Raw genomic sequence first — 23,499 nt, 5'->3', positions numbered from 1 at the left:
TTTTTTAGTGTACAATAAATTTCATTTTGCGTTTTTATTCTTCAAGTTGCGCAATACAACTTGTTTCTCGCTTTATTTTCTAATTTGGTTGGGTTTTCGGAATAATAAGCTTTGGAACTCTCTTTGAATTCCTATCTATTCTGAAATTAAAATTTCACCTTTAGGTTTCGACCTAAATCACATATGGATACGAGTGTGCTACCGATAATTATCTTATTACCGTTAATATTAGGCACCACCCTTGTTTCATTGCTTCAACGGTTCTCGCGTGGAGTAACGGCTTTAGGGGCAATTGGAGTCAGTTTAACCAGTTTTGGTTTATTACTGACTCAAGCTAAAACTGTGCTTGGTGGTGCAAGCATTCAACAAAGCTGGGATTGGCTACCTCAATTAGGGATCAATCTGAGCTTCAGGCTCGATGCTCTTGGTTTATTATTCTCTTTACTTATTACCGGTATCGGTACACTCATTTATATATACGCCTATTATTATTTAGGCCCTAAAAATTCATTAAGTAAACTCTATACGTTACTCATGCTGTTTATGGCAGCAATGCTGGGTATTTCGCTCTCTAATAATCTTATTATTTTATTAGTCTTTTGGGAGCTCACCAGTATTTCATCTTTCTTGTTAGTGGGATATTGGAGTCACTATGAAGCTGCTCAACGTGGCTCTCGGATGGCACTCACCATTACAGGAATGGGCGGTTTAGCAATGCTAGGTGGATTTGTTCTATTAGGACAAATCACTGGGACCTATGAAATTAGCGAAATCATGGGCATGAAAGATGCGATCCAAGCCCACGCTCTTTTTATTCCGATGTTATTGCTTATTTTGCTTGGCGCATTTACAAAGAGTGCTCAGTTCCCATTTCATTTTTGGTTACCTAATGCAATGGCGGCACCAACACCAGTGTCCGCTTACCTGCACTCTGCGACCATGGTAAAAGCCGGGATTTTCCTACTTGCCCGCTTACTTCCAATCTTTATAGGCGCTGCGATCTATCACAATATCGTTACGTTTGTTGGCCTATTTACGCTCTGTATGGCAGCGTGTTTTGCTATTTTCAAAGAAGATTTAAAAGGACTGTTAGCCTATTCAACCATTAGTCATTTAGGACTTATTGTTTGTTTACTCGGGATCGGTTCTCCTTTAGCGGTTGCCGCTGCTATTTTCCATATTATTAACCATGCAACATTTAAAGCAGCGCTGTTTATGCTTGCAGGGATTATTGATCATGAAACTGGCACACGTGATCTTCGAAAACTCAGTGGTATTTGGCAATTACTTCCTTTCACTGCCACACTCACCATGATCACCGCTGCCTCTATGGCAGGTGTACCACTTACCAACGGCTTTATTTCAAAAGAGATGTTCTTTACCGAGCTATTGGCAAATCTTTCAGGTTCAACGGTTATCTTTGCCAGCATCATTGCAACTCTGGCTGGTATCTTCGCAGTAAGTTATTCAATTCGCTTAGTACATGGTGTCTTCTTTGACGGCCCAATTGGCAAACAAGTGCCAAATAAAGACGCACATGAACCACCTATCGGGATGCGTGCTCCAGCCATTCTTCTTGCTGTGCTCTGTATCTTGGTTGGCGTTCTGCCTTCGTTATTGGTAGAACCACTGGTCAATAGCGTAACTAGAGCAAGCTTAATGCAACCAGAATTTGCGGGTACACACCTTGCAATTTGGCATGGATTCAACGCTCCTCTTGTGATGAGTATTATTGCTTTAGTAGGCGGTACGCTGTTCTACTTTGCCTTAGCAAAAGACGGCATGATTCGTAAAATTGACCTTGACCCACGTCTAGGCAAATTACAAGGCCGCATCTTATTTGATTTATTTTTAAAACATCTGCTGCTTACAAGCCGAAAAATCAAACAAAAAACTGAAAATGGTTCATTGCAAAGTTATTTGTTCTGGATCATTGCTTTTAGCATCATCATGGTCACTCTGCCTTTACTCAATCAAGGGCTGAGCACAGGTACACGTGAACTCACCCATGCTCCATGGATTGCTGTAGTTCTTTGGCTGACGTTGTTCTCAGGCTGTTGGATGATGCTCTGGTTCCACCATGAGCGTATTAAGGCAGTACTTATTAGTGGTGCAATTGGTCTAGTGGTAACGATGGTCTTCGTCACCATGTCAGCACCAGATTTAGCGCTGACTCAAATTACAGTAGACGTTGTAACGACTGTTCTTTTATTGATGAGCTTATCTTTACTTCCACAGCTCACGCCGTATGAATCTCGTCGTTCTAGACGTTTGAGAGATGCTGCCTTAGCAATTATTGGAGGACTAGGAATTGGCTGGATTACTTGGCTGATTTTAACCCGTGATCATAATTCAATTTCTTGGTTCTTTGCCCAACAGTCTTTACCACTTGGTGGTGGCTCAAATATTGTAAATGTCATTTTAGTTGACTTCCGTGGCTTCGATACCTTCGGTGAAATTACGGTATTAGGCATTGCTGCGATTGGTGCCCTATGTTTAATGGATGGTATGCGTGTACACGGCACCACCATGACGCAAGGCCTTACCTACCGTTTTAATCCTTCTCCGCTTATGTTCCGTATTACGGCCTCTTGGGTATTACCTCTAGCGCTTGTCGTCAGTGTTTATATCTTTTTGCGAGGACATAACTATCCAGGCGGTGGCTTCATTGCAGGTCTAATCACCTCAATGGCGCTAATCATTCAATATATTGCACTAGGTCAAGATCAAGCAGAACAGCTGTTAAAAGCGAAGTCTGGCCGCCTTTACGAAGTCTGGATTGGAACAGGATTAACGATTGCAGGTCTGACTGGTATAGCAGCATGGTTCTGGTTACGTCCGTTCCTCACAAGTGCTCATGTCTATGTTGAATTACCAATTCTAGGAAAACTACATCTAGCTTCAGCTGCAAGTTTTGACTTGGGTGTTTATATCACCGTTGTAGGCGCGACAATGTTGCTCATCTCTGTATTAGGCGACTCTCGTCATTCGAGTATGTCCGGTCCTGTACCACATCGGGAGGAATCATCATGATCAGTTTAGAATTCTTACTGGCTTCTGCTATTGGTTTACTTGTTGCCACAGGTATTTATCTGATTTTACGTGCTCGTACTTTCCCTGTTGTGCTCGGATTGGCTGTAATCGGTTATGCAGTAAACTTATTTTTATTTGCTATGGGTCGATTACAAATCAGCTCACCGGCAATTTTAACTGAAACAACAAAAATAACCGATCCACTCCCTCAAGCGTTGGTGTTAACCGCCATCGTGATCGGTTTTGCAACTACAGCGTTTATTGTACAACTTGCGCTACGTAGCCGTTATGAATCAGGTAGTGATCATGTTGATGCTAAAGAAGATGCTTCCCCAACATACGACCCACGTGAGGATGAGCCGTGATGTTTGATTTTTTATCTTTTTGGCAACAACACACGCCTATTTTTAGCATTCTCATCCCAGCATTTACTGCTTTTATCTTATTACTGTTAGGTAACCCTGGGGCAGGTGCTTTAAAAGATGACTGGCGCCAACCTTGGCGTCGTGGCATTAGCCTTATCTCAGCAATTGCCGGATTAATTACCGCTATTGTTTATCTTAGTTACGCCAGCACGGGGCAAATTACTGTTTACCAATTAAGTGAATGGTCAGCGCCATTTGGTATTGTGCTTGTACTCGATCGTCTTTCTGCTTTTATGCTGGCACTGACTTATGCATTAGCAGTACCAGTTTTATGGTATGCAAGTGATAACTGGGATACGCGTGGTCGCTATTTCCATGCCATGGTACATTTTCTATTAATGGGAATCTGTGGAGCATTTCTAACAGGCGACTTATTTAACCTTTTCGTCTTTTTTGAAATCCTGTTGATGGCTTCGTATGTGTTGCTCCTACATGGACAAGGCAAACCTCGTTTTCAGCTTGGCGTTCACTATGTCATTATCAATCTTTTAGCCTCTGCCCTCTTCTTAATTGGGCTTGGTATGATTTATGGCAGCGTGGGTAGCCTCAACATGGCGGATGTCTCACGTCTTATACCGACACTTGAAGCAGATCAACACAAATTAGCAGTCGCTGGTTCGTTACTTCTCTTTGTCGTTTTCGGTATTAAAGCAGCAATGCTTCCTGTCGGTTTTTGGCTACCAAAAACCTATGCTGTTGCAAGTACGCCTGTAGCTGCAATTTTCACTATCATGACCAAAGTCGGGATCTATTCTATTTTACGTGTAAATGGAACAGTATTTGACGATGCGCTTAGTCAAGAAATCTTAAAAAACTGGTTATTGCCTATTGGCTTAATTACTTCTCTTTATGGGGTGATTGCAGCAATTGGAGCAGATCGTTTACGTCGATTTGTCGGCTTTATGGTCCTTTCTTCAATTGGTACCTTGCTTACAGCAATTGCCATGTCTAATACGCAGGCATGGTCTGGTGCTTTATATTACTTAGTGCACAGTACATTGATCGGCGCAGCTTTTTATCTATTTTGTGGATGGATCACTTCACAACGTGGAGATTTTAAAGATCATTTAAAAGTTGCCCCAAGAATCAAACAAGAAAAAGCGGCTATGCTGACTTATTTCTTGATTGCGATGATGATGGCTGGATTACCACCTTTTAGTGGTTTTCTTGGAAAAGTATTCATTTTACAAGCGACAGTTGAAGCTAGCTATCAAGGCTGGATTATTGGTGTTGTTCTTGTTGTGAGCCTATTAAGTATTATTGCACTCACACGTGTTGGTTTTATCTTATTCTGGCGCGCATCACCTCCAGAAGAAGATCCAATCCATCCAGCTTATATTCTTTATCGTGCTTTGCCTGAACGCGCACCACCACGTAATGATCAAGTCATTTATTTATTACTGGCTGGTTTAATCGCTTATGTTGTCTTTGCTGCACCAATTCAGCATTACACATTAAGCACCGCACAACAAATTCAGGACCATGCACTTTACCAACACTCTATTCTTAAAGTAGATCAAAACGGTGAAGTCATCAGTGTGCAACCATATGATCCAGCTTACTTACCGGAAACCAAGTACGGCGGTGAAGTTGAGGATCATAATGCTTATCTTGTTCCAGATATTATTTCGAAAGATACGTTCAATGGCGAACATATTTCTGAATATAAACAACGACAAATTCAGCAACAGGACAAACTCCAAACGCCTACCATTGTTGATGAAAGTCAATTGAAACCTATGGAGCCATAACAATGCAGTTAACTCATTTGCTTGAACGCTGGTTTCCACATCCATTTGTTTCGGTTCTCATCGTTTTATTTTGGTTGATGCTGGCGCATAGTCTTGATGCGAGTGATCTTTTGACTGCGATGCTTTTGGGCTTAATCATCCCTCGTTTAGTCAAACCGTTTATTACCCGCACACCGCATATTCACTGGAAACCTGCTGTTAAACTATGTTTTGTTGTTCTTTGGGATATTATTATTTCTAACTTTAAGGTCGCAAAACTTGTTTTGGGACCTACTAAAAAATTACACCCTAAATGGTATCGCGTACCTTTAGAGACAGAACATGAGCAGGTCAACACCTTACTGGCAATGATCATTACCACAACACCAGGTACGGTTTCTGCGGGTATCGATCAGGAACGCGGGGATATTCTGGTTCATGCTTTAAGCACAGATAATATCGAATCTGATATTCAAGACATCAAAGAACGTTATGAAATTCCTCTTATGGAAATTTTTGATGTAAAAAGTAAAACGGAGGCAAATGCATGACAATCCTACCCTATGCTCTAGGTATTAGTTTGATTGCCGTTACAATCTCGATGCTACTTTGCCTTTTTAGATTGGTTATGGGCCCATCAATTGTAGACCGCCTTTTAGCGCTCGATACACTTTTCCTCAATGCAACTTGCCTCATTGTTGTGTTAGGCATTTATTGGATGACGACTTCTCTATTTGAAGGAGCACTGCTGGTTGCGATGTTAGGTTTCGTATCTACAGCTGCCTTAGCACGCTACTTCACAACCGGTCATGTTATCGATTAAGGAGAGGTCAAATGCAATTTACAATGGAAATTATTGTTTCGGTCTTTCTGGTTTTTGGCGCCTTCTTCATGTTAGTTGGCTCAATCGGTATGGTCCGTTTACCTGATTTATTCATGCGCTTACATGCGCCAACTAAATCGAGTACGCTCGGCTTAGGAAGCTTTCTGATCGCTTCAATGATCTTTTTTGCTTTCCAAGGTCGTTTCGGTTTTGCCGAGCTACTCATTACCCTTTTAGCTTTCATTACCGCACCAGTTTCGGCTAATTTGATTGCTCAAGCTGCGCTACATTTACGTTTACGCTCACTGAGTGGTGAAGTACCTGAAGCCATTGAACGCCCGCTCCCTTGGGACCGGTACAAAATTGGTCAACGCTTTTCACAAAACAAACCACCAATGGAACCTCCTAAAGAATAAGAAATTGAATCAATAAAAAAGCCACCCGAAGGTGGCTTTTTTATTTTGAGTTTTAATTACTCTTGGTCATCTGACTTACGTTCTGGTAAATCTTGTACCGCTTTTTCGATTAGACCAAACATATAGTTACCATATGCATTCGTCTTATCGTAATGGAAACGTAAGCGAGGCGTAATACGAGTCTTAATGCGACGGCTCAATTCATGACGCAAGAAACCAGAAGCTTTATTTAATACATCTAAAGTTTCTTTATTTGCTGCTTCACTTTGCTCATCGCCGAGTTCACGTCCCATAACGGTGACATAAACTTCAGCATAACCCATATCCGCACTGACTTTCACCGCAGAGATGGTCACTAGACCACCTAAGCGAGGATCTTTAAGCTCTTGACGGATTAGCTCAGACAACTCACGTTGTACTGAATCCGCCATGCGCTTTAAGCGTTGGCTACCCGCCATTAAAGACTCCGTTTAATCAATTGAACATCATACACTTCGATCTTATCTTGTGGTTTGATGTCTTTATAACCTTTCACCGCAAGGCCACATTCCATACCAGCACGAACTTCATCAACAACGTCTTTATAACGACGAAGAGATTCAAGCTCACCTTGGAAAATTACAACATCATCACGTAATACGCGAATCGGTTTATTACGATGTAATGTGCCTTCAAGTACCATACAGCCTGCTGCTGCACCAAACTTACTTGAGTGGAATACTTCACGTACTTCCGCAACACCCAAGATTGTTTCACGATGTTCAGGAGCAAGTTTACCGCTCATGGCATCTTTCACATCATCAATTAATTCATAGATGATGCTGTAGTAACGAATATCAATACCGTCTTGGTCACTTCGTTGACGAGCAGTCGTATCGGCACGGACGTTAAAGCCTAACAATACAGCTTCTGAAGATTCAGCAAGAATTACATCAGACTCAGTAATCGCACCAACACCTGAGCTAATTACACGAACTTTTACTTCGTCAGTAGATAATTCATGTAGAGCAGCATTCAATGCTTCTAAAGTACCACGTACGTCTGTTTTCAAAACAACGTTCACTGTAGGAACATCTTTTTTGCCCATTGACGACATGATATTTTCAAGGCGCATAGCACTTTGACGATCAATACGTTTTTGACGCTCACGGTCAGCACGAGCATCGGCAACTTCACGCGCTTTCTTCTCGTCATTTACAACAAGAACTTCATCACCTGCCATTGGAGCATCTGGAAGACCCAGAATTTCTACTGGAATAGATGGTCCTGCTGATTTAATCGGCTTACCATTTTCATCAGACATTGCACGGACACGACCATAAGACGAACCTGCAAGAACAAGGTCACCAATGTTTAATGTACCGTTTTGAACAAGAATCGAAGTTACTGCACCACGGCCTTTATCTACACGTGCTTCAATAACAACACCTTGCGCAGCACCTTCAGCAGATGCTTTTAATTCCATCAATTCTGATTGAATAAGAATTAAATCAAGGAGTTCATCAATACCTTGTCCGCTGTGTGCAGAAACTTTAGCAATCGGAACATCACCACCCCATTCTTCTGGAACGATTTGTTTCGTTGTTAATTCATTTAACACACGGTCTGGATCAGCAGATTCTTTATCCATTTTGTTGATTGCAACAATAATTGGAGTACCTGCTGCACGAGCATGGTCAATTGCTTCTGCAGTTTGTGGCATTACACCATCATCTGCAGCAACAACTAATACAACGATATCTGTTGCTTTAGCACCACGTGCACGCATTGAAGTAAATGCCGCATGTCCCGGTGTATCAAGGAATGTAATAATTCCTTTGTCTGTTTCAACGTGGTATGCACCAATATGCTGGGTAATACCACCTGCTTCTCCAGCCGCCACTTTCGAACGACGGATACGGTCAAGCAATGATGTTTTACCATGGTCAACGTGACCCATAATGGTAACAACTGGCGGACGAGTTGTTTGCTCACCACGAGCTTCTTCAGCTGCTTCAAGCAAGTTATCTTCCGCTTGTGTATCAGAAACTAAAACAGGGTTGTGGCCCATTTCTTCTACAACAAGTGCCGCTGTGTCTTGATCAATAGCTTGATCTTGATTAACCAATTCACCCATTTTCATAAGTGTTTTGATAACTTCACGTACTTTAATCGCCATTTTTTGAGCAAGATCGGCAACAACAATGCTTGAACCGATTTCTACATCATAAACTTGCTTTTTAACTGGCTTTTCAAATCCATGCTTATTCGCTTGGCTTGATTTTAAACCACGTTTGTTATGGTTAACAAAGCTTTGCTCTTCTTGACCACGACGGCCACCTTTCTTCCCAGCACGTGGGTTAGTGGTTGCGCCACCGCGTTTAATTTCACGGTCTTCTTGCTTAAATGAATCTTCATAAGCTTGGCCAACTAGACCTGAAGCAAGTGGAGAATCATCAATCACACGAATTGTCGTAGTAGCATCGTCATTTGAATACTTAGACGCCATTTTGCGCATTTGTTCAAGTGTACGTTGCTGAGCTTCTTCAGCCGCTTTACGACGTGCAGCTTCTTCAGTTGCTTTTAACTGAGCTGACTGCTCTTCACGAGCTCTTTTCTGTTCTGGAGTTTCAGCTGGTTTTGGCGCAGGTTTTACTGTACCGCCACCACGCTTTTTCACTACAACAGCAGCTTTTGGAGCTGTCTGTGCAGCACTATCTTGTTGATGAGCAGCACGCATCGCATCTAAAGTTGCTTTAGCTTTTTGCTCTGTTTGAAGACGCGCTTTTTGCTCGGCAGTTTCACGCGTTTGCTGTTCTACACGTGCTTTCGCTTCTGCTTCTGCACGTGCTTTAGCTTCGGCTGCAATTTGTTCAGGGTTTGGTTTAGCAAAAACCTGTTTTTTACGTACTTCTACGTTAATCGTTTTTGCTTTACCTGAAGTACTTGCAACTTTAGCGGTACTGGTTGTTTTACGTTTCAACGCAATTTTTCCTGTGTTACCACTTTCCTGACCATGAACTTTTTTCAAGTGATTGACCAAAGTATCCTGTTGTTCAGTGGTAATAATGTCGTCTGCTGTACGTTGAGGCAAACCTGCTTCACGAGCCTGTTCTAGGAGCTTCTCAACAGGACGTCCTACACTGAGAGCTAACTCTTTAATCGACTTGTCCGTCATATTTCATCTCCTAGTTAAACCATGATTCGCGAGCTTTCATGATCAATTGACCTGCTTTTTCATGACCAAGTCCTTCAATATCAGAGATATCGTCAGTAGCCTGATCTGCCAAATCGTCGACAGTAATAATACCGCGAGCGGCAAGCGAGTAAGCGATCTCAGAAGTCATGCCTTCCATAGTGAGAAGGTCTGCGCTCGGTTCTTGAATATTTTCTTGCTGTTTCAAAGCATCAGTAAGGGCTGCTTCTTTTGCACGACTTTGCAATAACTCAACCAATTCAGCATCAAGCTCAATTTCGTCAAAAGTCTCAGCAGGAACATAAGCAATCTCTTCTAAAGAAGTGAAGCCCATTTCCACCAATGCCATTGCTAAATCTTCTTCAATATCGAGACGTGATACAAACATGTCGAGATATTGCTGAGCTTCATTTTGCTGACGAGCACGATACTCTTCTTCAAGCATCATGTCGAGTTTGTAGCCAGTTAAATCAGAAGCTAAACGAACGTTTTGACCTTGAGAGCCAATCGCACGAGCTAATTGATCGCTGGTTGCAAAAATAATGTCGGCACTTCTTGCATCTTCATCAAGCACGATGCCTGAAACATCAGCTGGTTCTAATGCACTAGCAATGTATTGAGCCGGATCATCAGACCAGACCACTACATCAATACGTTCACCATTTAACTCTTGTTGTACAGCTTGAATACGCGTACCACGCATACCAATACATGCACCTACAGGGTCAATACGGTGATCATTTGTTTTCACTGCAATTTTAGCACGAACGCCCGGTTGACGTGCCGCTGCTTTAATTTCAATAATTTCTTCAGAAATTTCAGGAATTTCTTTTTTCATTAAAGCAATTAACATTTCAGGCTTAGCGCGTGATAACAACAACTGAGCGCCACGACCTTCACGGTTAACATTATATAAAATAGCGTTTACACGTTGTTTTGGACGAAGAATTTCTTTTGGAATCATCTCTTCGCGTGCAAGATAAGCTTCTGCGTTGTCGCCTAAGTCGATAATGAAGCCATCTTTGGTTTGTTTTTTCACTTCACCGTAAATTAACTCACCAACTTTAGACTCGTATGCATCAGCAACTAAAGCACGCTCAGCTTCACGAATTTTTTGTACAATAACTTGTTTTGCAATTTGTGCAGCAATACGACCAAACTCAATAGACTCTACTTCGAGTTCACGCACGTCACCAATTGACCATTTAGCTGGATCAACGTCAGAAATTGCATCTTGGCAAGCTGGCATTTCGTGATCTTCATCTGCCACAACAGTCCATTGACGGAACGTACGGTAATCACCAGTTTTACGATCAATTTCTACACGAAGCTGAGCTTCTTCAGCATGCGTACCTTCGTAAAATCTTTTCTTCGTTGCAGCAACTAGAGCTTGTTCTAAAGCTTCGAAGATCGCTTCACGACTAACACCTTTTTCATTACTAACCGTTTCAACAACGGTAAGAATTTCGCGGCCCATAAGTCACCTACCGATTTCTTATAAAATTTAAATAAATTTAATCTTGATAGATCAAGTTTGCTTTATCGATATTGTTGCTGTCGATCACAAGCACATGCTTCCCATCAACTTCAACCTGAATTTCTTCATTTTCAAGGTCTACTGCGATAAGTTTTGCTTGAAATTTACGACGGTTTTCTACTGCTGCAATTAAACGCAAAGCAATTTGTTGTCCGATGTAGCCTTGTAACTGTTCTAGTTGAAAAAATGGACGGTCCCAACCTGGTGAAGAAACTTCTAATGAATACTCACCTGAGATTGGATCATGAACATCCAACATTGCGCCAACTTGTTGTGTTACACGCACACAATCTTGTACACCAATACCACGGCCTAGTTCTACTTCACCATCTTCATTAATTACAGGCTCAGCATCTTCACTTACCGCTTTATCGATATAAATACGCAATAATGAACGTTTACCTTGTGGGAGAAACTCGATCCCCCAAAGGTCGACACCACATGCTTCCACTGCAGGAACAATTAAGTCATGCAATGCTTGGGATTTATTTGATAATTTCATTTACTCTCGTCATTCTCGTGCGATTCAATCGGTTGTTTTAACCGACACAGACCTACTATAGTGAAGCATGACTATTTGACCAATTGATGTCGACACTACACGATAGCGATACGATAACCAATAAAAAAGGGCGTTAATCGCCCCTATTTAGCACAGAAAACAATAGTCCACTGTGCAAAAAGGCCCACCTGTCTGTGAGCCTCTTTTAAGAAACTTGGTAGCGGGAGCTGGATTTGAACCAACGACCTTCGGGTTATGAGCCCGACGAGCTACCAGACTGCTCCATCCCGCATCAACGTGCAAAAATTATATACAAATATCGAAAAAAGTCAATGTAAACTTATCTAATATTCGCTTGATTAAGTTGCACCTTAATCAAATTGGTAGCGGGAGCTGGATTTGAACCAACGACCTTCGGGTTATGAGCCCGACGAGCTACCAGACTGCTCCATCCCGCATCAAAAAACTGCTTGCACTCAACTTTCTGGTTCAAAGTTGGTGCGGAAGGGGGGACTTGAACCCCCACGCCCGAAGGCACTACCACCTCAAGGTAGCGTGTCTACCAATTCCACCACCACCGCAGCTTGTGGGACGCATTCTAGTCCTTCCCACTGCAAAAGGAAAGCCCTATTTCGAATTATTGACTCGATTTTGGTGCATTTGGTGAAGTTTCAGGCGATGTCGTTTGAACTGGCGCTGTAGTTTGTACAGTTTTCAAACTATATGCATCAGTAGTCTGTTTTTTCGCAAAAACAGCGAGAGTTAAACTCGTCACAAAAAACAACGCTGTTAAGATAGCAGTAAGTCGAGTAAGGAAGTTACCTGAACCTGATGCACCGAATACAGTTGCTGCTCCGCCACCGCCGAAAGAAGCACCGGCATCAGCACCTTTACCGTGTTGCACTAGAATTAAGGCAATCATCAGTACCGCTAAAATAATATGTACGATCAGTACAAAAGAGTGCATACCCTATCCTCGTTATTTACTTTGTGCAAAGGCTTGTACGATTTGATAAAAAGATGCTGCATTTAATGAAGCACCGCCTACCAACGCACCATTAATATCTGGACATGCCGCCAATTCAACTGCATTTTCAGCTTTTACACTACCGCCATATAAAATCGCAATGTCTGAACCCGCTGAGGTAATCTGACTTAAACCTTCACGAATCTTAGCATGCATTGCCTGTGCATCTTGTGGAGAAGCAGTTTTACCTGTCCCAATTGCCCAGATTGGCTCATAAGCAATTACAATTTGCTTTTGCCACTGCTCAACAGTTACTACAGGAGCAATATCACAAATTTGTTGCAATACAACTTGCTCTGCCAAACCTTGTTCACGTTGTTCGAGGCTTTCACCAACACAATAAATGACAGTCAAGCCCGCATTTAATGCATTTTGGAGTTTAGCTTTCAAAATTTCAACGTTGTCGCCAAAAATATCACGGCGCTCAGAATGCCCAACCAGTACAAAATTAATTTGGATATCTTTTAATAGTTCTGCGCTGACTTCGCCAGTATAAGCGCCAGTACCCGCTACACGTGATACATCTTGTGCAACTGTATATACTGTTCTTGCAGCATCTTGCAATTGTGTTTGTACCATTGCAAGCGCAATAGAAACTGGAGCAACCCCTACATGACAGCTTTCATCTGCAATTTGGTTTTGTTGCAATAGTTGTTTAAATTCTTCTATAAGTTGTTTGGCATTGGCACGCATTGGGTTCATTTTCCAGTTGCCAACTACCCAAGGCGTAATCGTCGAACCCGACATACGGCTCACCTTTCATCAAAAATGCAGCACATTCTACACGCATTTATACAAATTTCAGATACTTTTCTTTAACGGCTTTGCCCATATCTTTTCTACTAATTGAAAACAGTTATAAAACTTTATCGAGTCTAAAGAATCGTCTTTCAAAAATTAATGAATAAAAACTTCGACTAGTTCAAGCTTTGGCGAGTGGATCAAGACCAGAGCATCATTTTCTCAGGTAGTAATTTTAGATAACAAAAGTATAATTTTTTATATACCAATTATAAACATATGAGCACAGGTAGGCAGATGTCAGTCATACATACATCTCCAAAATTTTCGGGGTTTTTTCGACGATTAGTCGAAGAAAAACATGTGTCGGCAGCGACCATGCAAACAGCATTAGATGCAGCAAAGAGAGCTAAACGGGATACAGTTGCGTACCTGATTGAAGAGGTTCATCTCTCCCCTTCTTTATTAGCTGAAACAATTTCTATTGAATTTGCTGAACCATATTTTGATCTGGATGTTTACGATACAAGCCAAATTCCCAAAGATTTGGTCGATCAGAAACTGGTTTTAAAACATCGGGTCTTACCTCTCATACAAAGAGGACAGATTTTATATGTCGCAACCAGCAACCCGAGTAATATTGAAGCGATTGATGCCATTCGCTTTAATAGTAAGCTCATGGTTGAACCAGTTATTGTCGAGCACCATAAGCTTGAGAAAATTCTGGCGCAGCAATTTACCGAAGAAAGTAGCTTCGAATTTAGTGATGAAGAGTTTGATCTTGATGTAGACCTTGAAGCTCCCCCCTCACAAGAGGATGAGGAAGAAACGCCTCAAGGCGATGAAGCACCTATTGTTAAATATATTAATAAATTACTCATCGATGCAATTCGTATGGGGGCTTCAGACTTACATTTTGAACCATACGAGAAATCATATCGGGTCCGTTACCGAGTCGATGGCGTGTTGCGTCAGATTGCAAATCCACCTTTGCAATTGGCTAACCGTTTGGCTTCACGTTTAAAAGTCATGTCTCAAATGGATATTTCCGAAAAACGAGTGCCTCAAGACGGTCGTATCAAGCTTAAGTTATCAAAAACTAAAGCAATTGATTTTCGTGTGAACTCACTTCCAACCCTGTTTGGTGAAAAACTGGTTCTGCGTATTCTCGATCCTTCTAGCGCAATGCTCGGAATTGATGCTTTAGGATATGAAGAAGATCAGAAAGCTCTTTTTTTAGAAGCACTCGATAAACCACAAGGTATGCTTTTAATTACAGGTCCTACCGGTTCTGGTAAAACGGTATCTTTATATACTGGCTTAAATATTTTAAATACTGAAAGTTCGAATATTTCTACCGCCGAAGATCCAGTTGAAATTAACCTTGAAGGAATTAATCAGGTTAACGTCAACCCAAAAGTAGGTCTGACTTTTTCTGCTGCACTTAAATCATTTTTACGTCAAGACCCTGACATTATTATGGTCGGTGAGATTCGTGACTTAGAAACGGCTGAAATTGCGATTAAAGCTGCACAAACCGGTCACATGGTAATGTCCACACTGCATACCAATAGTGCGCCAGAAACACTTACTCGCCTACGTAATATGGGTGTTCCATCCTTTAATATCGCAACGTCTGTCAATCTGGTGATTGCTCAACGTTTGGCGCGTCGGTTATGCCCACAGTGTAAAACACCTGCCGACATTCCTAAACAGAGCCTATTAGAAATGGGCTTTACCGACCAAGATTTAACCCATCCCGATTTTCAAGTTTTTCAACCTGTAGGTTGTACTGAGTGTCGTGAAGGCTACAAAGGTCGAGTAGGTATTTACGAGGTGATGAAAGTTACACCTGAAATTTCCAAGATTATTATGGAAGATGGCAATGCTTTAGAAATCGCTGCTGCTTCTGAAAAACTGGGGTTTAATAATCTGCGTCGTTCAGGGTTAAAGAAAGTCATGCAAGGTGTAACTTCCTTACAAGAAGTTAACCGCGTGACCAGTGAATAAAAGACAATTTAAAATAAGGATAATTCATGACTGTCAAAAAGGCACAAATGATGCCGACTTTTGCTTATGAAGGGGTTGACCGTAAGGGCATAAAAATTAAGGGCGAACTTCCAGCTAAGAATATGGCCTTAGCCAAAGTCACCCTACGCAAACAAGGTGTAACTGTCCGTAATATTCGGGAAAAGCGTAAAAATATTCTTGAGGGTTTGTTCAAGAAGAAAGTATCAACGCTCGATATCACGATTTTCACGCGACAACTTGCAACCATGATGAAAGCTGGTGTCCCACTGGTACAAGGCTTTGAAATTGTAGCGGAGGGTCTAGAAAACCCAGCCATGCGCGAGGTGGTACTCGGGATTAAAGGTGAAGTTGAAGGCGGTAGTACCTTTGCTTCAGCTTTAAGGAAGTATCCTCAACATTTCGATAACTTGTTTTGTTCTCTTGTAGAGTCTGGTGAACAATCTGGTGCGCTTGAAACCATGTTGGACCGTGTGGCAGTTTACAAAGAAAAAAGTGAATTACTTAAGCAGAAAATTAAGAAGGCTATGAAATATCCAGCAACGGTTATTGTAGTTGCTGTGGTTGTTACCATTATTTTGATGGTTAAAGTAGTTCCTGTTTTCCAAGATCTGTTTTCTTCTTTTGGTGCAGATTTACCTGCATTCACCCAAATGGTCGTAAATATGTCGAAATGGATGCAGGAATACTGGTTCATTATGATTATTGTGATTGGAGCAGTGATTGCTGCTTTTCTGGAAGCCAAGAAGCGCAGTAAAAAATTCCGTGATGGATTAGATAAACTTACACTGAAACTACCTATCTTTGGTGATCTGGTTTATAAGGCGATTATTGCCCGTTATAGCCGTACTTTAGCCACCACGTTTGCCGCTGGTGTTCCGCTCATTGATGCGCTTGAGTCAACGGCTGGTGCAACCAACAATGTCATTTATGAAGAAGCCGTCATGAAAATTCGTGAAGATGTTGCTACTGGTCAACAACTCCAATTTGCAATGCGTGTTTCAAATCGTTTTCCATCTATGGCTATACAAATGGTCGCAATTGGTGAAGAATCTGGTGCGCTAGACAGCATGCTCGATAAAGTTGCTACTTATTATGAAAATGAAGTTGATAATGCCGTTGATGGTTTAACTTCAATGATGGAACCTTTAATCATGGCAATTTTAGGGGTGCTCGTAGGTGGTCTAGTGATTGCTATGTATCTTCCAATTTTCCAAATGGGCTCAGTCATATAATGCAAGAAATTATTGCTTATTTTATTCAAAACTTAACTGCACTTTATATTGCAGTCGCACTATTGAGCCTATGTATTGGTAGCTTTTTGAATGTGGTAATTTATCGCACCCCCAAAATGATGGAACAAGATTGGCAGCAGGAATGTCAAATATTGCTTAATCCCGAACTACCCATCATTGAGCATGAAAAGCTGACATTAAGTAAACCTGCTTCATCATGTCCTGCATGTCAGCAACCGATCCGTTGGTATCAAAATATTCCAGTTATAAGCTGGTTAATGTTAAGAGGAAAATGTGGCGATTGCCAACATCCTATTAGCATTCGTTATCCAGCGATTGAATTACTCACGATGCTATGTTCATTAGTAGTCGTCATGGTTTTTGGTCCAACCCTACAAATGCTTTGGGGGCTAGTGCTCACTTGGATTTTGATTGCTTTAACATTTATAGACTTTGATACTCAGCTACTACCTGACCGTTTCACCCTACCTTTGGCTGCTCTCGGCTTAGGTATTAATACCTTTAATATTTACACCTCGCCTAACTCAGCCATTTGGGGATATTTAATCGGCTTTTTATGTCTTTGGATTGTGTATTACTTATTTAAAGTGATTACAGGCAAAGAAGGTATGGGTTACGGCGACTTTAAATTGCTTGCCGCATTAGGGGCGTGGATGGGGCCATTGATGCTGCCATTAATTGTGCTATTGTCATCTTTACTAGGTGCAATTATTGGCATCATTTTACTAAAATTGCGTAATGATAATCAGCCCTTTGCGTTTGGGCCATATATTGCCATTGCGGGTTGGGTTGCCTTTTTATGGGGTGACCAAATTATGAAAATTTATTTGGGAGGTTAAGATGGCTTTTATTCTGGGAGTCACGGGTGGTATTGGCAGTGGGAAATCTGCTGCAACACAATGGTTTGAATCCCAAGGAATCCAAGTCGTCGATGCCGATATTGTTGCTCGCGAAGTGGTTGAAAAAGGCCAACCTGCCCTCCAAAAAATCCAACAAACTTTTGGAGATTGGGTACTTCAACCCGACGGCAATCTAGATCGTCGTGCACTACGTGAATATATTTTTCAAAACCCTGAAGCAAGACAAACACTTGAGAAAATCACGCATCCAGCCATTCGCCAATCTATTGTTCAACAGCTACAAAACCCAAAAAGTCCTTATGTGATTTTAGTTTCACCCCTACTTTTTGAAACCAACCAGCATGAATTGGTTAATCACACTCTATTAGTTGATGCGAGTGAACAAACTCAAATTCAGCGTGCAAGCCAACGTGATGGGCAAAACCAAGAACAAATCCAGAAAATTATTGCAGCACAAATGCCACGCGAGCGTAAACGTGAACTTGCCAATGACATTGTGTTTAATGACGGGTTACTCGAACATTTATATCAGCAATTAGAGCCTTTACATCAAAGCTATTTGAAGCGCGCCAACTAATCTTGCTTATTTTGCTGCTGAATCTTTTGTGCCAAGCTATCTTGTCGAAACCAGCGCCAAGGTTGTAAGGCACCTATTCCCATTCCCACCAAACCCACAACAATTGATGGACTTAATAACTCACCAAGTAAAGGTACAGCTAAAATGGCAGCAATAAACGGTGCCAAAGTAACAATACTTCCCGTTTTAAAAGCACCAAGTCGCTGAATCGCTGCTACATAAGTCAAAGTTGCGATAATAACAACAAACACACCGTGGAAAATGCCCTGTATCGCTAGATGAACAGGACTGACTTCCATGAAGTGTTTAGGTAAGAATAAAGCATAGATGGGTAAATAGATAATTGCAGACCAAATCGCAACACTCGCCATAGAGTGCCATGCGGAAAGTTTCCACTGTTTAAGTAATACAGTGAAAATGCCCCACCAAATCGCACTAATAAAAAGAAGTAAATCCCCCATGCCAAAAGCAGAAGCATTACCTTGCAACATCAACACACTCATGAGAGCCAAGGCAGTGATCATAATTGCAAGACTCACCCATGTATGCTTATCAAATGGTTGTCTAAATAAAATGTATGCTGCAATTGCAGTACAAATAGGAATACAACCATTTAAAAAAATGGCAGCATGTGCAGCGGGAGCATAGAGAAACGCGGTATAGACGGTAAGACAATAAATAACTCCGCCAATGAGCGCCAAAATAACAGCGTGCTTACTCCATAAAAAAGCGAGATCTTTCTTATAGATCAGAATCGGCATCAAAATCAGGAAGGCGATAGCAAAGCGTAGTGCAGCAATGTCCCAAGCACTGATGTGCCATTGTGCATTTAAACGGGCAAAAAGTGTAAACCCGCCCCAAATGCACATGGTCACCAATACAAAAAAATAACCTTGCTTACGGGGAGACATATCAAGACTGCTTACAAACTAGAAAGGCAGCTAGATTATACCTCAGAACGCTGACGGCAAGCCTCATAAAGTGCCATACCTGTTGCCACGCTCACATTTAGACTCTGTAAATTTCCAGACATCGGAATATAAACTTTATGATCACACTGTGCCTGTGTAATTGGGCGTAAACCTGTATCTTCGGCTCCCATTACGATCACGACTGGGCCAGAGAAATCACATTTTTGAATTGGCATTGCACTTTCATCAAGCATAGTGCCAATCACACGTGTATGAGTCGTCTCTTTGAGATGGGCTAATGTACGAGCCAAATTTGTTACTTGAATGAATTTAACTTTTTCAGCTCCACCCGCTGCAACTTTACGAGCTGTTGGGGTTAAACTTGCCGAACGATCACGAGGTACAATCACTGCTTGCACGCCCATTGCAGCAGCGGTACGGATGCAAGCCCCTAAGTTATGCGGGTCTGTCACCTGATCTAATGCCAGCAATAAAGCATCTGGGGTTTCAGCCAAGATCTGATCTAGATCTTTTTCATTTAAAGTCGGATGCGGACGTACTGCTGCAACCACACCTTGATGAAACGGTAGACCTGCAAGCTTTTCGAGACTATCACGGCTTGCTTTTTGTACACTAATTCCAAAAGGCTCTGCCAATTGCAAAATCTTTTGCAAACGCTGGTCATCCCGTCCTTTTAAAGTAAACAGGGTTAGCACACGTTCCGGTTCAAGTTCTAACAATGACTCCACTGAATGAACGCCATAATAATATTCCGGTTTTGCCATGCATGACCTCTAACAACGTTTGAGCAAAAAAATAAAAATCCTGCAAAGCCAACTTCACAGGATTTCTTTGGGCATAGTGTACCCGATTTGAATAGGAATTTCTTAGCCTTCTAAATGGCACACATAATCGAGTACTTCATCAGTTTCGATTTTAAAAAGACTATTACCAGGCACATAAAATGATTGGCCTGCACGGAACAACTCACTTTCATTACTGTCCGCAATTGTTACGCGGCATTCACCTGAAATAATTTCCATACGCTCAGGAACATGGGTTTCAAAAGTTAAAGCTTGCTCAGTCGGCAAAATAACACCTAGTGTTTTTTTTGTTCCATCTTCAAATTGCACGGTATGGCTGATACATGCTCCACCAAAATAAACGTTTGATTTTTTGATGACCGTTACATGATCAAATTGGGTTGAACTCATGCACACTCTCCAGATAATGCCGTATTTATATAAATTATGATGAATGTAGTTTAATTGTGCCTAAATAACTAATCAATCAGTTTTCATACGGATAGACTTGTAATTTCCACTGCTGTGCCTGAATTTTTTTGGCAAAAGCATAAGGTAAGTTAATCTCAATATTTCGACTATTCGACACAATTGCATCGTATCTGCAAACTTCGACCTGATTTTCATCTAGAAGTACCCAACACACTCTCTGTGCAGTTGGATGGGCAACTGCTGTAGCAACTACCGGTGAACCGTCATTCATTCCTACATGAAAATTTTCGCTGTCGTTTTGCATTAACGCCAGATCATAAGCTGGAAAATCGATAGCATCTGAATCGAATTGCTGGCTATCGTGTATAAGCACACTTTGTTTTAAAGTCGGCCAAATACAGTAGCGCAAATAATGCTGATCCATCACCCGATTATCCAGATAACGTCCGGTGGCAACATAATCCCTGATATGTGCTTCAATATTATGAAAAATCCCCGTACATCCACCCCACATTCCCGCCAAAATTAACTCGGTATGAGAATAATTGTCTCGCATTAAGTGAAACCATTTATCACTCTTGAGCCAAGCATCTACAGCTGCTTTTTCGCGGTGCGAGACAATGGAGTCAGCATCACGTATCAGAAAACGCTTAATTGTCGGATCATCCATTACAAAAAAGCGCCAAAACAAACCAGATAGCTGTTTTTGAGAATCTGTAACTTGAATAACTTGCGCGCCCTTCTCTTTTAAACGCTGTTGCACCAGTACTGGCACAGTATCATCGACATAAAAGCGACACGTCCATTCAGGATAAATTTGTTTGGCTAATTGAATATTTAAAATAGAGGTTTCACAATAGCGAGGATTTCCCCCAAACAAAGAAAAAGCAATAATATTTTCTTGAGGGTTTGCACTAAAGGTTGGTGGTACCTGATCTGGGATTGCCAAAACAGGTTCGCTCTTCGCTAGTTCTTTTTTGGTTGCAATTGCCAAGCGTCCAAATTTGATTGTTTCTTCTTTTTTCTTTAAATGATGACAAACTTCTGTGAGTCCATCATATAAGTTTGTATTTACGTTAGCTCCACTTGCTTGAATCGCTTGTAAATAATGTTGATAGGCATCGTTATAACGGCCTAAGCGCAATTCGGTATAAGCTAAATCTGACAAGGCACCTGGATGCTTAGGAACTAAGCTAACAGCTTGTTTAACATGTTGATAAGCTTTGGCATAATTCCCTTGTGCTGCGGCTTGTTTAAATGCATTAAAATGCTGATTTAAAATTTTATTCATTTCCGCAGGATTATTTTTTTTATGGCGGTTGATCATCCCTATTGGTGGTTTCGGTAAGCTTAATGTTTTTTTCATTGTAAATATCCGCAATCTTGCTGTTCTATAATTTCAGTTAGAATAATAGATCACTTGTAGCAAATTCAAAACTTCTCTATCTTTAACCCATAATTTGGCGCGTTGGATGCGTTTATGCTCACACATTTAACTTTAATTAATTTTGCATTAGCTGATCATTTGGCTATTGATATAGAACAAGGATTTAATGTTCTAACAGGCGAAACAGGTGCCGGAAAATCATTATTACTGGATGCACTCTCTGCCTGCCTAGGGGAACGTACAGATACAAATTATGTCCGTTATGGTTCGGACAAAGCGGATATTACCGCTGTTTTTACCTATCAAAATAATAGTCCTGAAGCAAAATGGCTCCAAGACCACGAGCTAGATGATGATTCTGGGGAAATCCATTTACGTCGTGTGATTTTCGCAACCGGACGCAGCAAAGCATGGGTTAATGGTCGCCCGAGCAGTCTATCTGAACTTAAAGAGTTAGGGCGTTTGCTGGTTCAACTCTATAGTCAGCACAGCCAGCAGCAGCTGCTTGAACCGCCTTATCCAAAGCATTGGCTAGACCGTTATAACAATTTTTATGCTGAAGCAAATGATGTACGTGAAGCTTATAGCACATGGCAACGTACCATTCGTTTGCATCAAGCAGCCTTAGATGCACAAGCAACCCGCCTACAACGTATTGGTACTTTAGAGCATCAAATTGAAGAACTCGAAGAGGTCATTCAAACTGACTATAAAGAAATTGAGCAAGAGTTCGATCGCCTCAGTCATCATGAACATATCATGCAAGATTGTAGCTATAGCTTAAATGTGCTTGATGAAGCTGAGCAAAACATTACTCAAGAAATGTCTTCGATTATTCGTAGATTAGAATCCCACGCGGGCCGCAGCGAACAACTTTCCGAGATTTATAATTCTTTACTCAATGCTCAAAGTGAAATAGATGATGCAACGGCAAACTTGCGTCAATTTATTGATCGTCAAAGTTTTGATCCAGAGCGAATGGAAGAACTAAATTCCAAGTTGGAAGTTTTCCACCGTCTGGCACGTAAATACCGCACTCAACCAGAAACACTTAAAGAAGAATATGAAGCTTGGCAAAGTGAGCTTGAGCAATTACATCAACTTGAAGACCCAGAAACATTGGCAGAACAAGTTGAAAAGTCGCATGAGGAGTTCTTAGAAAAAGCTCAGCATTTAGACAATATTCGTCGTGAAGCTGCCGCTCCTCTTGCGAAGCAATTAACCGAACAAGTGAAGCCTTTAGCGTTACCAGAGGCACACTTTGAGTTTAAGTTTGAACCATTAGAGCAACCTACCGCTGAAGGTTTGAGTTTTATTCAGCTATTATTTACTGCCAATAAGGGTATTCCTCCACAACCATTAGCACGCGTCGCTTCTGGTGGTGAACTTTCACGTATTGCACTTGTCATGCAAGTGATGAACGCTGAAAAAACCGAAGCAGAAGTGTTAGTGTTTGATGAAATTGATGTCGGGATTAGTGGTGGTACAGCAGAAGTTGTGGGACGTTTACTTGCTGACTTAGCCCAACATGTTCAACTTTTATGTATTACTCACCAAGCACAAGTTGCTGCACAATCAGATCAGCATTTATTAGTTAAAAAGCAACAAACTGATCCGGCAAGCAGTACAATTGTGGAACTAGACGAAAATCAAATCATTTTTGAGTTAGCTCGCATGTCAGGCGGTGTTGAAATTAATGAAACAACCTTGCAACACGCAAAACAATTACGCCAACTTAAATTTCAGGCTTCTTCAAATTAATAAAGAAAATGAGAGAAAAAGATTGGCGAAAACCGATTAACTCTTGTATGTTGATAAAAAGAACCTATATAGATA

General features: G+C 41.3%; 21 protein-coding genes and 3 tRNA genes. 11 read left to right on the top strand and 13 right to left on the bottom strand.

What is annotated here, in order from left to right; translation table 11 throughout:
- The first annotated feature begins 183 nt into the window (after positions 1 to 183).
- From ACO6UW_RS02340 to ACO6UW_RS02315, 6 genes are read left to right on the top strand one after another with little or no spacing between them, the layout of a single operon-like run.
- Complete coding sequence (locus ACO6UW_RS02340) at positions 184 to 3,033, top strand: monovalent cation/H+ antiporter subunit A (RefSeq protein WP_005804152.1); 2,850 nt, start codon at positions 184 to 186, stop codon at positions 3,031 to 3,033.
- Positions 3,030 to 3,398 carry a Na+/H+ antiporter subunit C gene (locus ACO6UW_RS02335; RefSeq protein WP_002115033.1) on the top strand — a complete coding sequence of 123 codons (369 nt, stop codon included), beginning with the start codon at positions 3,030 to 3,032 and terminating at the stop codon, positions 3,396 to 3,398. The genes ACO6UW_RS02340 and ACO6UW_RS02335 overlap by 4 nt, the downstream gene beginning before the upstream one ends.
- Positions 3,398 to 5,209: a monovalent cation/H+ antiporter subunit D gene (locus ACO6UW_RS02330; RefSeq protein WP_057077281.1), complete on the top strand. Its 1,812-nt coding sequence runs from the start codon at positions 3,398 to 3,400 to the stop codon at positions 5,207 to 5,209. Before ACO6UW_RS02335 ends, ACO6UW_RS02330 begins: the two co-directional genes overlap by 1 nt.
- A gap of 2 nt (positions 5,210 to 5,211) precedes the next feature.
- Positions 5,212 to 5,739, top strand: coding sequence for a Na+/H+ antiporter subunit E (locus tag ACO6UW_RS02325; protein ID WP_057077282.1), 528 nt, complete (start codon positions 5,212 to 5,214; stop codon positions 5,737 to 5,739).
- Entirely contained in the window at positions 5,736 to 6,011 is a 276-nt protein-coding gene (locus ACO6UW_RS02320; protein ID WP_005065886.1) for a monovalent cation/H+ antiporter subunit F, read from the top strand. The genes ACO6UW_RS02325 and ACO6UW_RS02320 overlap by 4 nt, the downstream gene beginning before the upstream one ends.
- A gap of 11 nt (positions 6,012 to 6,022) precedes the next feature.
- Positions 6,023 to 6,427 carry a Na+/H+ antiporter subunit G gene (locus ACO6UW_RS02315; RefSeq protein WP_005065884.1) on the top strand — a complete coding sequence of 135 codons (405 nt, stop codon included), beginning with the start codon at positions 6,023 to 6,025 and terminating at the stop codon, positions 6,425 to 6,427.
- 56 nt (positions 6,428 to 6,483) lie between these two features.
- On the opposite strand, the gene ACO6UW_RS02310 is transcribed toward ACO6UW_RS02315, so the two are convergent.
- From ACO6UW_RS02310 to tpiA, 9 genes are all read right to left on the bottom strand, one after another.
- Positions 6,484 to 6,885, bottom strand: a complete 402-nt coding sequence (locus ACO6UW_RS02310; protein ID WP_002114836.1) for a ribosome-binding factor A — start codon at positions 6,883 to 6,885, stop codon at positions 6,484 to 6,486.
- Complete coding sequence (gene infB, locus ACO6UW_RS02305; RefSeq protein ID WP_002114697.1) at positions 6,885 to 9,584, bottom strand: translation initiation factor IF-2; 2,700 nt, start codon at positions 9,582 to 9,584, stop codon at positions 6,885 to 6,887. Before infB ends, ACO6UW_RS02310 begins: the two co-directional genes overlap by 1 nt.
- A gap of 10 nt (positions 9,585 to 9,594) precedes the next feature.
- Positions 9,595 to 11,079, bottom strand: a complete 1,485-nt coding sequence (gene nusA, locus ACO6UW_RS02300) for a transcription termination factor NusA (protein ID WP_002115134.1) — start codon at positions 11,077 to 11,079, stop codon at positions 9,595 to 9,597.
- A 37-nt stretch (positions 11,080 to 11,116) separates the two neighbouring features.
- Positions 11,117 to 11,641 (bottom strand): ribosome maturation factor RimP, encoded by a 525-nt coding sequence (gene rimP, locus ACO6UW_RS02295; protein WP_002114922.1) that lies wholly within the window; start codon positions 11,639 to 11,641, stop codon positions 11,117 to 11,119.
- 215 nt (positions 11,642 to 11,856) lie between these two features.
- Positions 11,857 to 11,933 (bottom strand) — tRNA-Met (locus ACO6UW_RS02290).
- A gap of 89 nt (positions 11,934 to 12,022) precedes the next feature.
- Positions 12,023 to 12,099: transfer RNA gene (locus ACO6UW_RS02285), tRNA-Met, on the bottom strand.
- Between the two features lie 38 nt (positions 12,100 to 12,137).
- A tRNA-Leu gene (locus ACO6UW_RS02280) sits at positions 12,138 to 12,222 on the bottom strand.
- A gap of 56 nt (positions 12,223 to 12,278) precedes the next feature.
- Positions 12,279 to 12,608, bottom strand: a complete 330-nt coding sequence (gene secG / locus ACO6UW_RS02275; protein ID WP_002115012.1) for a preprotein translocase subunit SecG — start codon at positions 12,606 to 12,608, stop codon at positions 12,279 to 12,281.
- A gap of 12 nt (positions 12,609 to 12,620) precedes the next feature.
- Positions 12,621 to 13,415: a triose-phosphate isomerase gene (gene tpiA / locus ACO6UW_RS02270; protein ID WP_057077283.1), complete on the bottom strand. Its 795-nt coding sequence runs from the start codon at positions 13,413 to 13,415 to the stop codon at positions 12,621 to 12,623.
- A 291-nt stretch (positions 13,416 to 13,706) separates the two neighbouring features.
- Between tpiA and pilB the strand changes: the two genes are divergently transcribed.
- From pilB to coaE, 4 genes are read left to right on the top strand one after another with little or no spacing between them, the layout of a single operon-like run.
- A complete protein-coding gene (gene pilB, locus ACO6UW_RS02265) occupies positions 13,707 to 15,419 on the top strand; it encodes a type IV-A pilus assembly ATPase PilB (protein ID WP_032038056.1) in 1,713 nt (570 codons plus the stop codon).
- A 26-nt stretch (positions 15,420 to 15,445) separates the two neighbouring features.
- Positions 15,446 to 16,672, top strand: a complete 1,227-nt coding sequence (locus tag ACO6UW_RS02260) for a type II secretion system F family protein (RefSeq protein WP_284108798.1) — start codon at positions 15,446 to 15,448, stop codon at positions 16,670 to 16,672.
- On the top strand, positions 16,672 to 17,532 hold the full coding sequence (locus ACO6UW_RS02255; protein ID WP_032070754.1) for a prepilin peptidase: 861 nt from the start codon (positions 16,672 to 16,674) through the stop codon (positions 17,530 to 17,532). Before ACO6UW_RS02260 ends, ACO6UW_RS02255 begins: the two co-directional genes overlap by 1 nt.
- Before the next feature lies 1 nt (position 17,533).
- Positions 17,534 to 18,130 carry a dephospho-CoA kinase gene (gene coaE / locus ACO6UW_RS02250; protein ID WP_032070755.1) on the top strand — a complete coding sequence of 199 codons (597 nt, stop codon included), beginning with the start codon at positions 17,534 to 17,536 and terminating at the stop codon, positions 18,128 to 18,130.
- Here the strand turns inward: coaE and ACO6UW_RS02245 are convergent.
- The 4 genes from ACO6UW_RS02245 to ACO6UW_RS02230 form a co-directional block, all read right to left on the bottom strand.
- On the bottom strand, positions 18,127 to 19,041 hold the full coding sequence (locus ACO6UW_RS02245) for a DMT family transporter (RefSeq protein ID WP_250733696.1): 915 nt from the start codon (positions 19,039 to 19,041) through the stop codon (positions 18,127 to 18,129). The two genes, coaE and ACO6UW_RS02245, sit on opposite strands and share 4 nt — an antisense overlap.
- 35 nt (positions 19,042 to 19,076) lie before the next feature.
- The gene (gene rlmB / locus ACO6UW_RS02240) at positions 19,077 to 19,826 is read right to left on the bottom strand and encodes a 23S rRNA (guanosine(2251)-2'-O)-methyltransferase RlmB (protein ID WP_005079348.1); all 750 of its coding nucleotides are present in this window, start codon (positions 19,824 to 19,826) and stop codon (positions 19,077 to 19,079) included.
- Positions 19,827 to 19,928: 102 nt separating this feature from the next.
- Positions 19,929 to 20,255 (bottom strand): pyrimidine/purine nucleoside phosphorylase, encoded by a 327-nt coding sequence (locus ACO6UW_RS02235; protein WP_002115102.1) that lies wholly within the window; start codon positions 20,253 to 20,255, stop codon positions 19,929 to 19,931.
- A 76-nt stretch (positions 20,256 to 20,331) separates the two neighbouring features.
- Complete coding sequence (locus ACO6UW_RS02230) at positions 20,332 to 21,642, bottom strand: tetratricopeptide repeat protein (RefSeq protein ID WP_250733694.1); 1,311 nt, start codon at positions 21,640 to 21,642, stop codon at positions 20,332 to 20,334.
- 114 nt (positions 21,643 to 21,756) lie between these two features.
- Between ACO6UW_RS02230 and recN the strand changes: the two genes are divergently transcribed.
- Positions 21,757 to 23,424, top strand: coding sequence for a DNA repair protein RecN (gene recN, locus ACO6UW_RS02225; protein WP_002115135.1), 1,668 nt, complete (start codon positions 21,757 to 21,759; stop codon positions 23,422 to 23,424).
- Positions 23,425 to 23,499: the final 75 nt, after the last annotated feature.

This window comes from Acinetobacter sp. JADD-222 (assembly GCF_049310645.1).
Note: the sequence above shows the minus strand (reverse complement) of the source record. Positions and strands in the feature narration are given on the sequence as shown.

What these genes read in the sequence shown, in the direction of transcription:
- ACO6UW_RS02330 (WP_057077281.1), top strand. Translation starts at nt 3,398, where the DNA reads ATGTTTGATTTTTTATCTTTTTGGCAACAACACACGCCTATTTTTAGC.
- ACO6UW_RS02325 (WP_057077282.1), top strand. Translation starts at nt 5,212, where the DNA reads ATGCAGTTAACTCATTTGCTTGAACGCTGGTTTCCACATCCATTTGTT.
- ACO6UW_RS02310 (WP_002114836.1), bottom strand. Translation starts at nt 6,885, where the DNA reads ATGGCGGGTAGCCAACGCTTAAAGCGCATGGCGGATTCAGTACAACGT.
- secG (WP_002115012.1), bottom strand. Translation starts at nt 12,608, where the DNA reads ATGCACTCTTTTGTACTGATCGTACATATTATTTTAGCGGTACTGATG.
- infB (WP_002114697.1), bottom strand. Translation starts at nt 9,584, where the DNA reads ATGACGGACAAGTCGATTAAAGAGTTAGCTCTCAGTGTAGGACGTCCT.
- ACO6UW_RS02335 (WP_002115033.1), top strand. Translation starts at nt 3,030, where the DNA reads ATGATCAGTTTAGAATTCTTACTGGCTTCTGCTATTGGTTTACTTGTT.
- rlmB (WP_005079348.1), bottom strand. Translation starts at nt 19,826, where the DNA reads ATGGCAAAACCGGAATATTATTATGGCGTTCATTCAGTGGAGTCATTG.
- ACO6UW_RS02260 (WP_284108798.1), top strand. Translation starts at nt 15,446, where the DNA reads ATGACTGTCAAAAAGGCACAAATGATGCCGACTTTTGCTTATGAAGGG.
- pilB (WP_032038056.1), top strand. Translation starts at nt 13,707, where the DNA reads ATGTCAGTCATACATACATCTCCAAAATTTTCGGGGTTTTTTCGACGA.
- ACO6UW_RS02315 (WP_005065884.1), top strand. Translation starts at nt 6,023, where the DNA reads ATGCAATTTACAATGGAAATTATTGTTTCGGTCTTTCTGGTTTTTGGC.
- ACO6UW_RS02235 (WP_002115102.1), bottom strand. Translation starts at nt 20,255, where the DNA reads ATGAGTTCAACCCAATTTGATCATGTAACGGTCATCAAAAAATCAAAC.
- ACO6UW_RS02245 (WP_250733696.1), bottom strand. Translation starts at nt 19,041, where the DNA reads ATGTCTCCCCGTAAGCAAGGTTATTTTTTTGTATTGGTGACCATGTGC.
- ACO6UW_RS02255 (WP_032070754.1), top strand. Translation starts at nt 16,672, where the DNA reads ATGCAAGAAATTATTGCTTATTTTATTCAAAACTTAACTGCACTTTAT.
- tpiA (WP_057077283.1), bottom strand. Translation starts at nt 13,415, where the DNA reads ATGTCGGGTTCGACGATTACGCCTTGGGTAGTTGGCAACTGGAAAATG.
- ACO6UW_RS02340 (WP_005804152.1), top strand. Translation starts at nt 184, where the DNA reads ATGGATACGAGTGTGCTACCGATAATTATCTTATTACCGTTAATATTA.
- rimP (WP_002114922.1), bottom strand. Translation starts at nt 11,641, where the DNA reads ATGAAATTATCAAATAAATCCCAAGCATTGCATGACTTAATTGTTCCT.
- coaE (WP_032070755.1), top strand. Translation starts at nt 17,534, where the DNA reads ATGGCTTTTATTCTGGGAGTCACGGGTGGTATTGGCAGTGGGAAATCT.
- recN (WP_002115135.1), top strand. Translation starts at nt 21,757, where the DNA reads ATGCTCACACATTTAACTTTAATTAATTTTGCATTAGCTGATCATTTG.
- ACO6UW_RS02230 (WP_250733694.1), bottom strand. Translation starts at nt 21,642, where the DNA reads ATGAAAAAAACATTAAGCTTACCGAAACCACCAATAGGGATGATCAAC.
- nusA (WP_002115134.1), bottom strand. Translation starts at nt 11,079, where the DNA reads ATGGGCCGCGAAATTCTTACCGTTGTTGAAACGGTTAGTAATGAAAAA.
- ACO6UW_RS02320 (WP_005065886.1), top strand. Translation starts at nt 5,736, where the DNA reads ATGACAATCCTACCCTATGCTCTAGGTATTAGTTTGATTGCCGTTACA.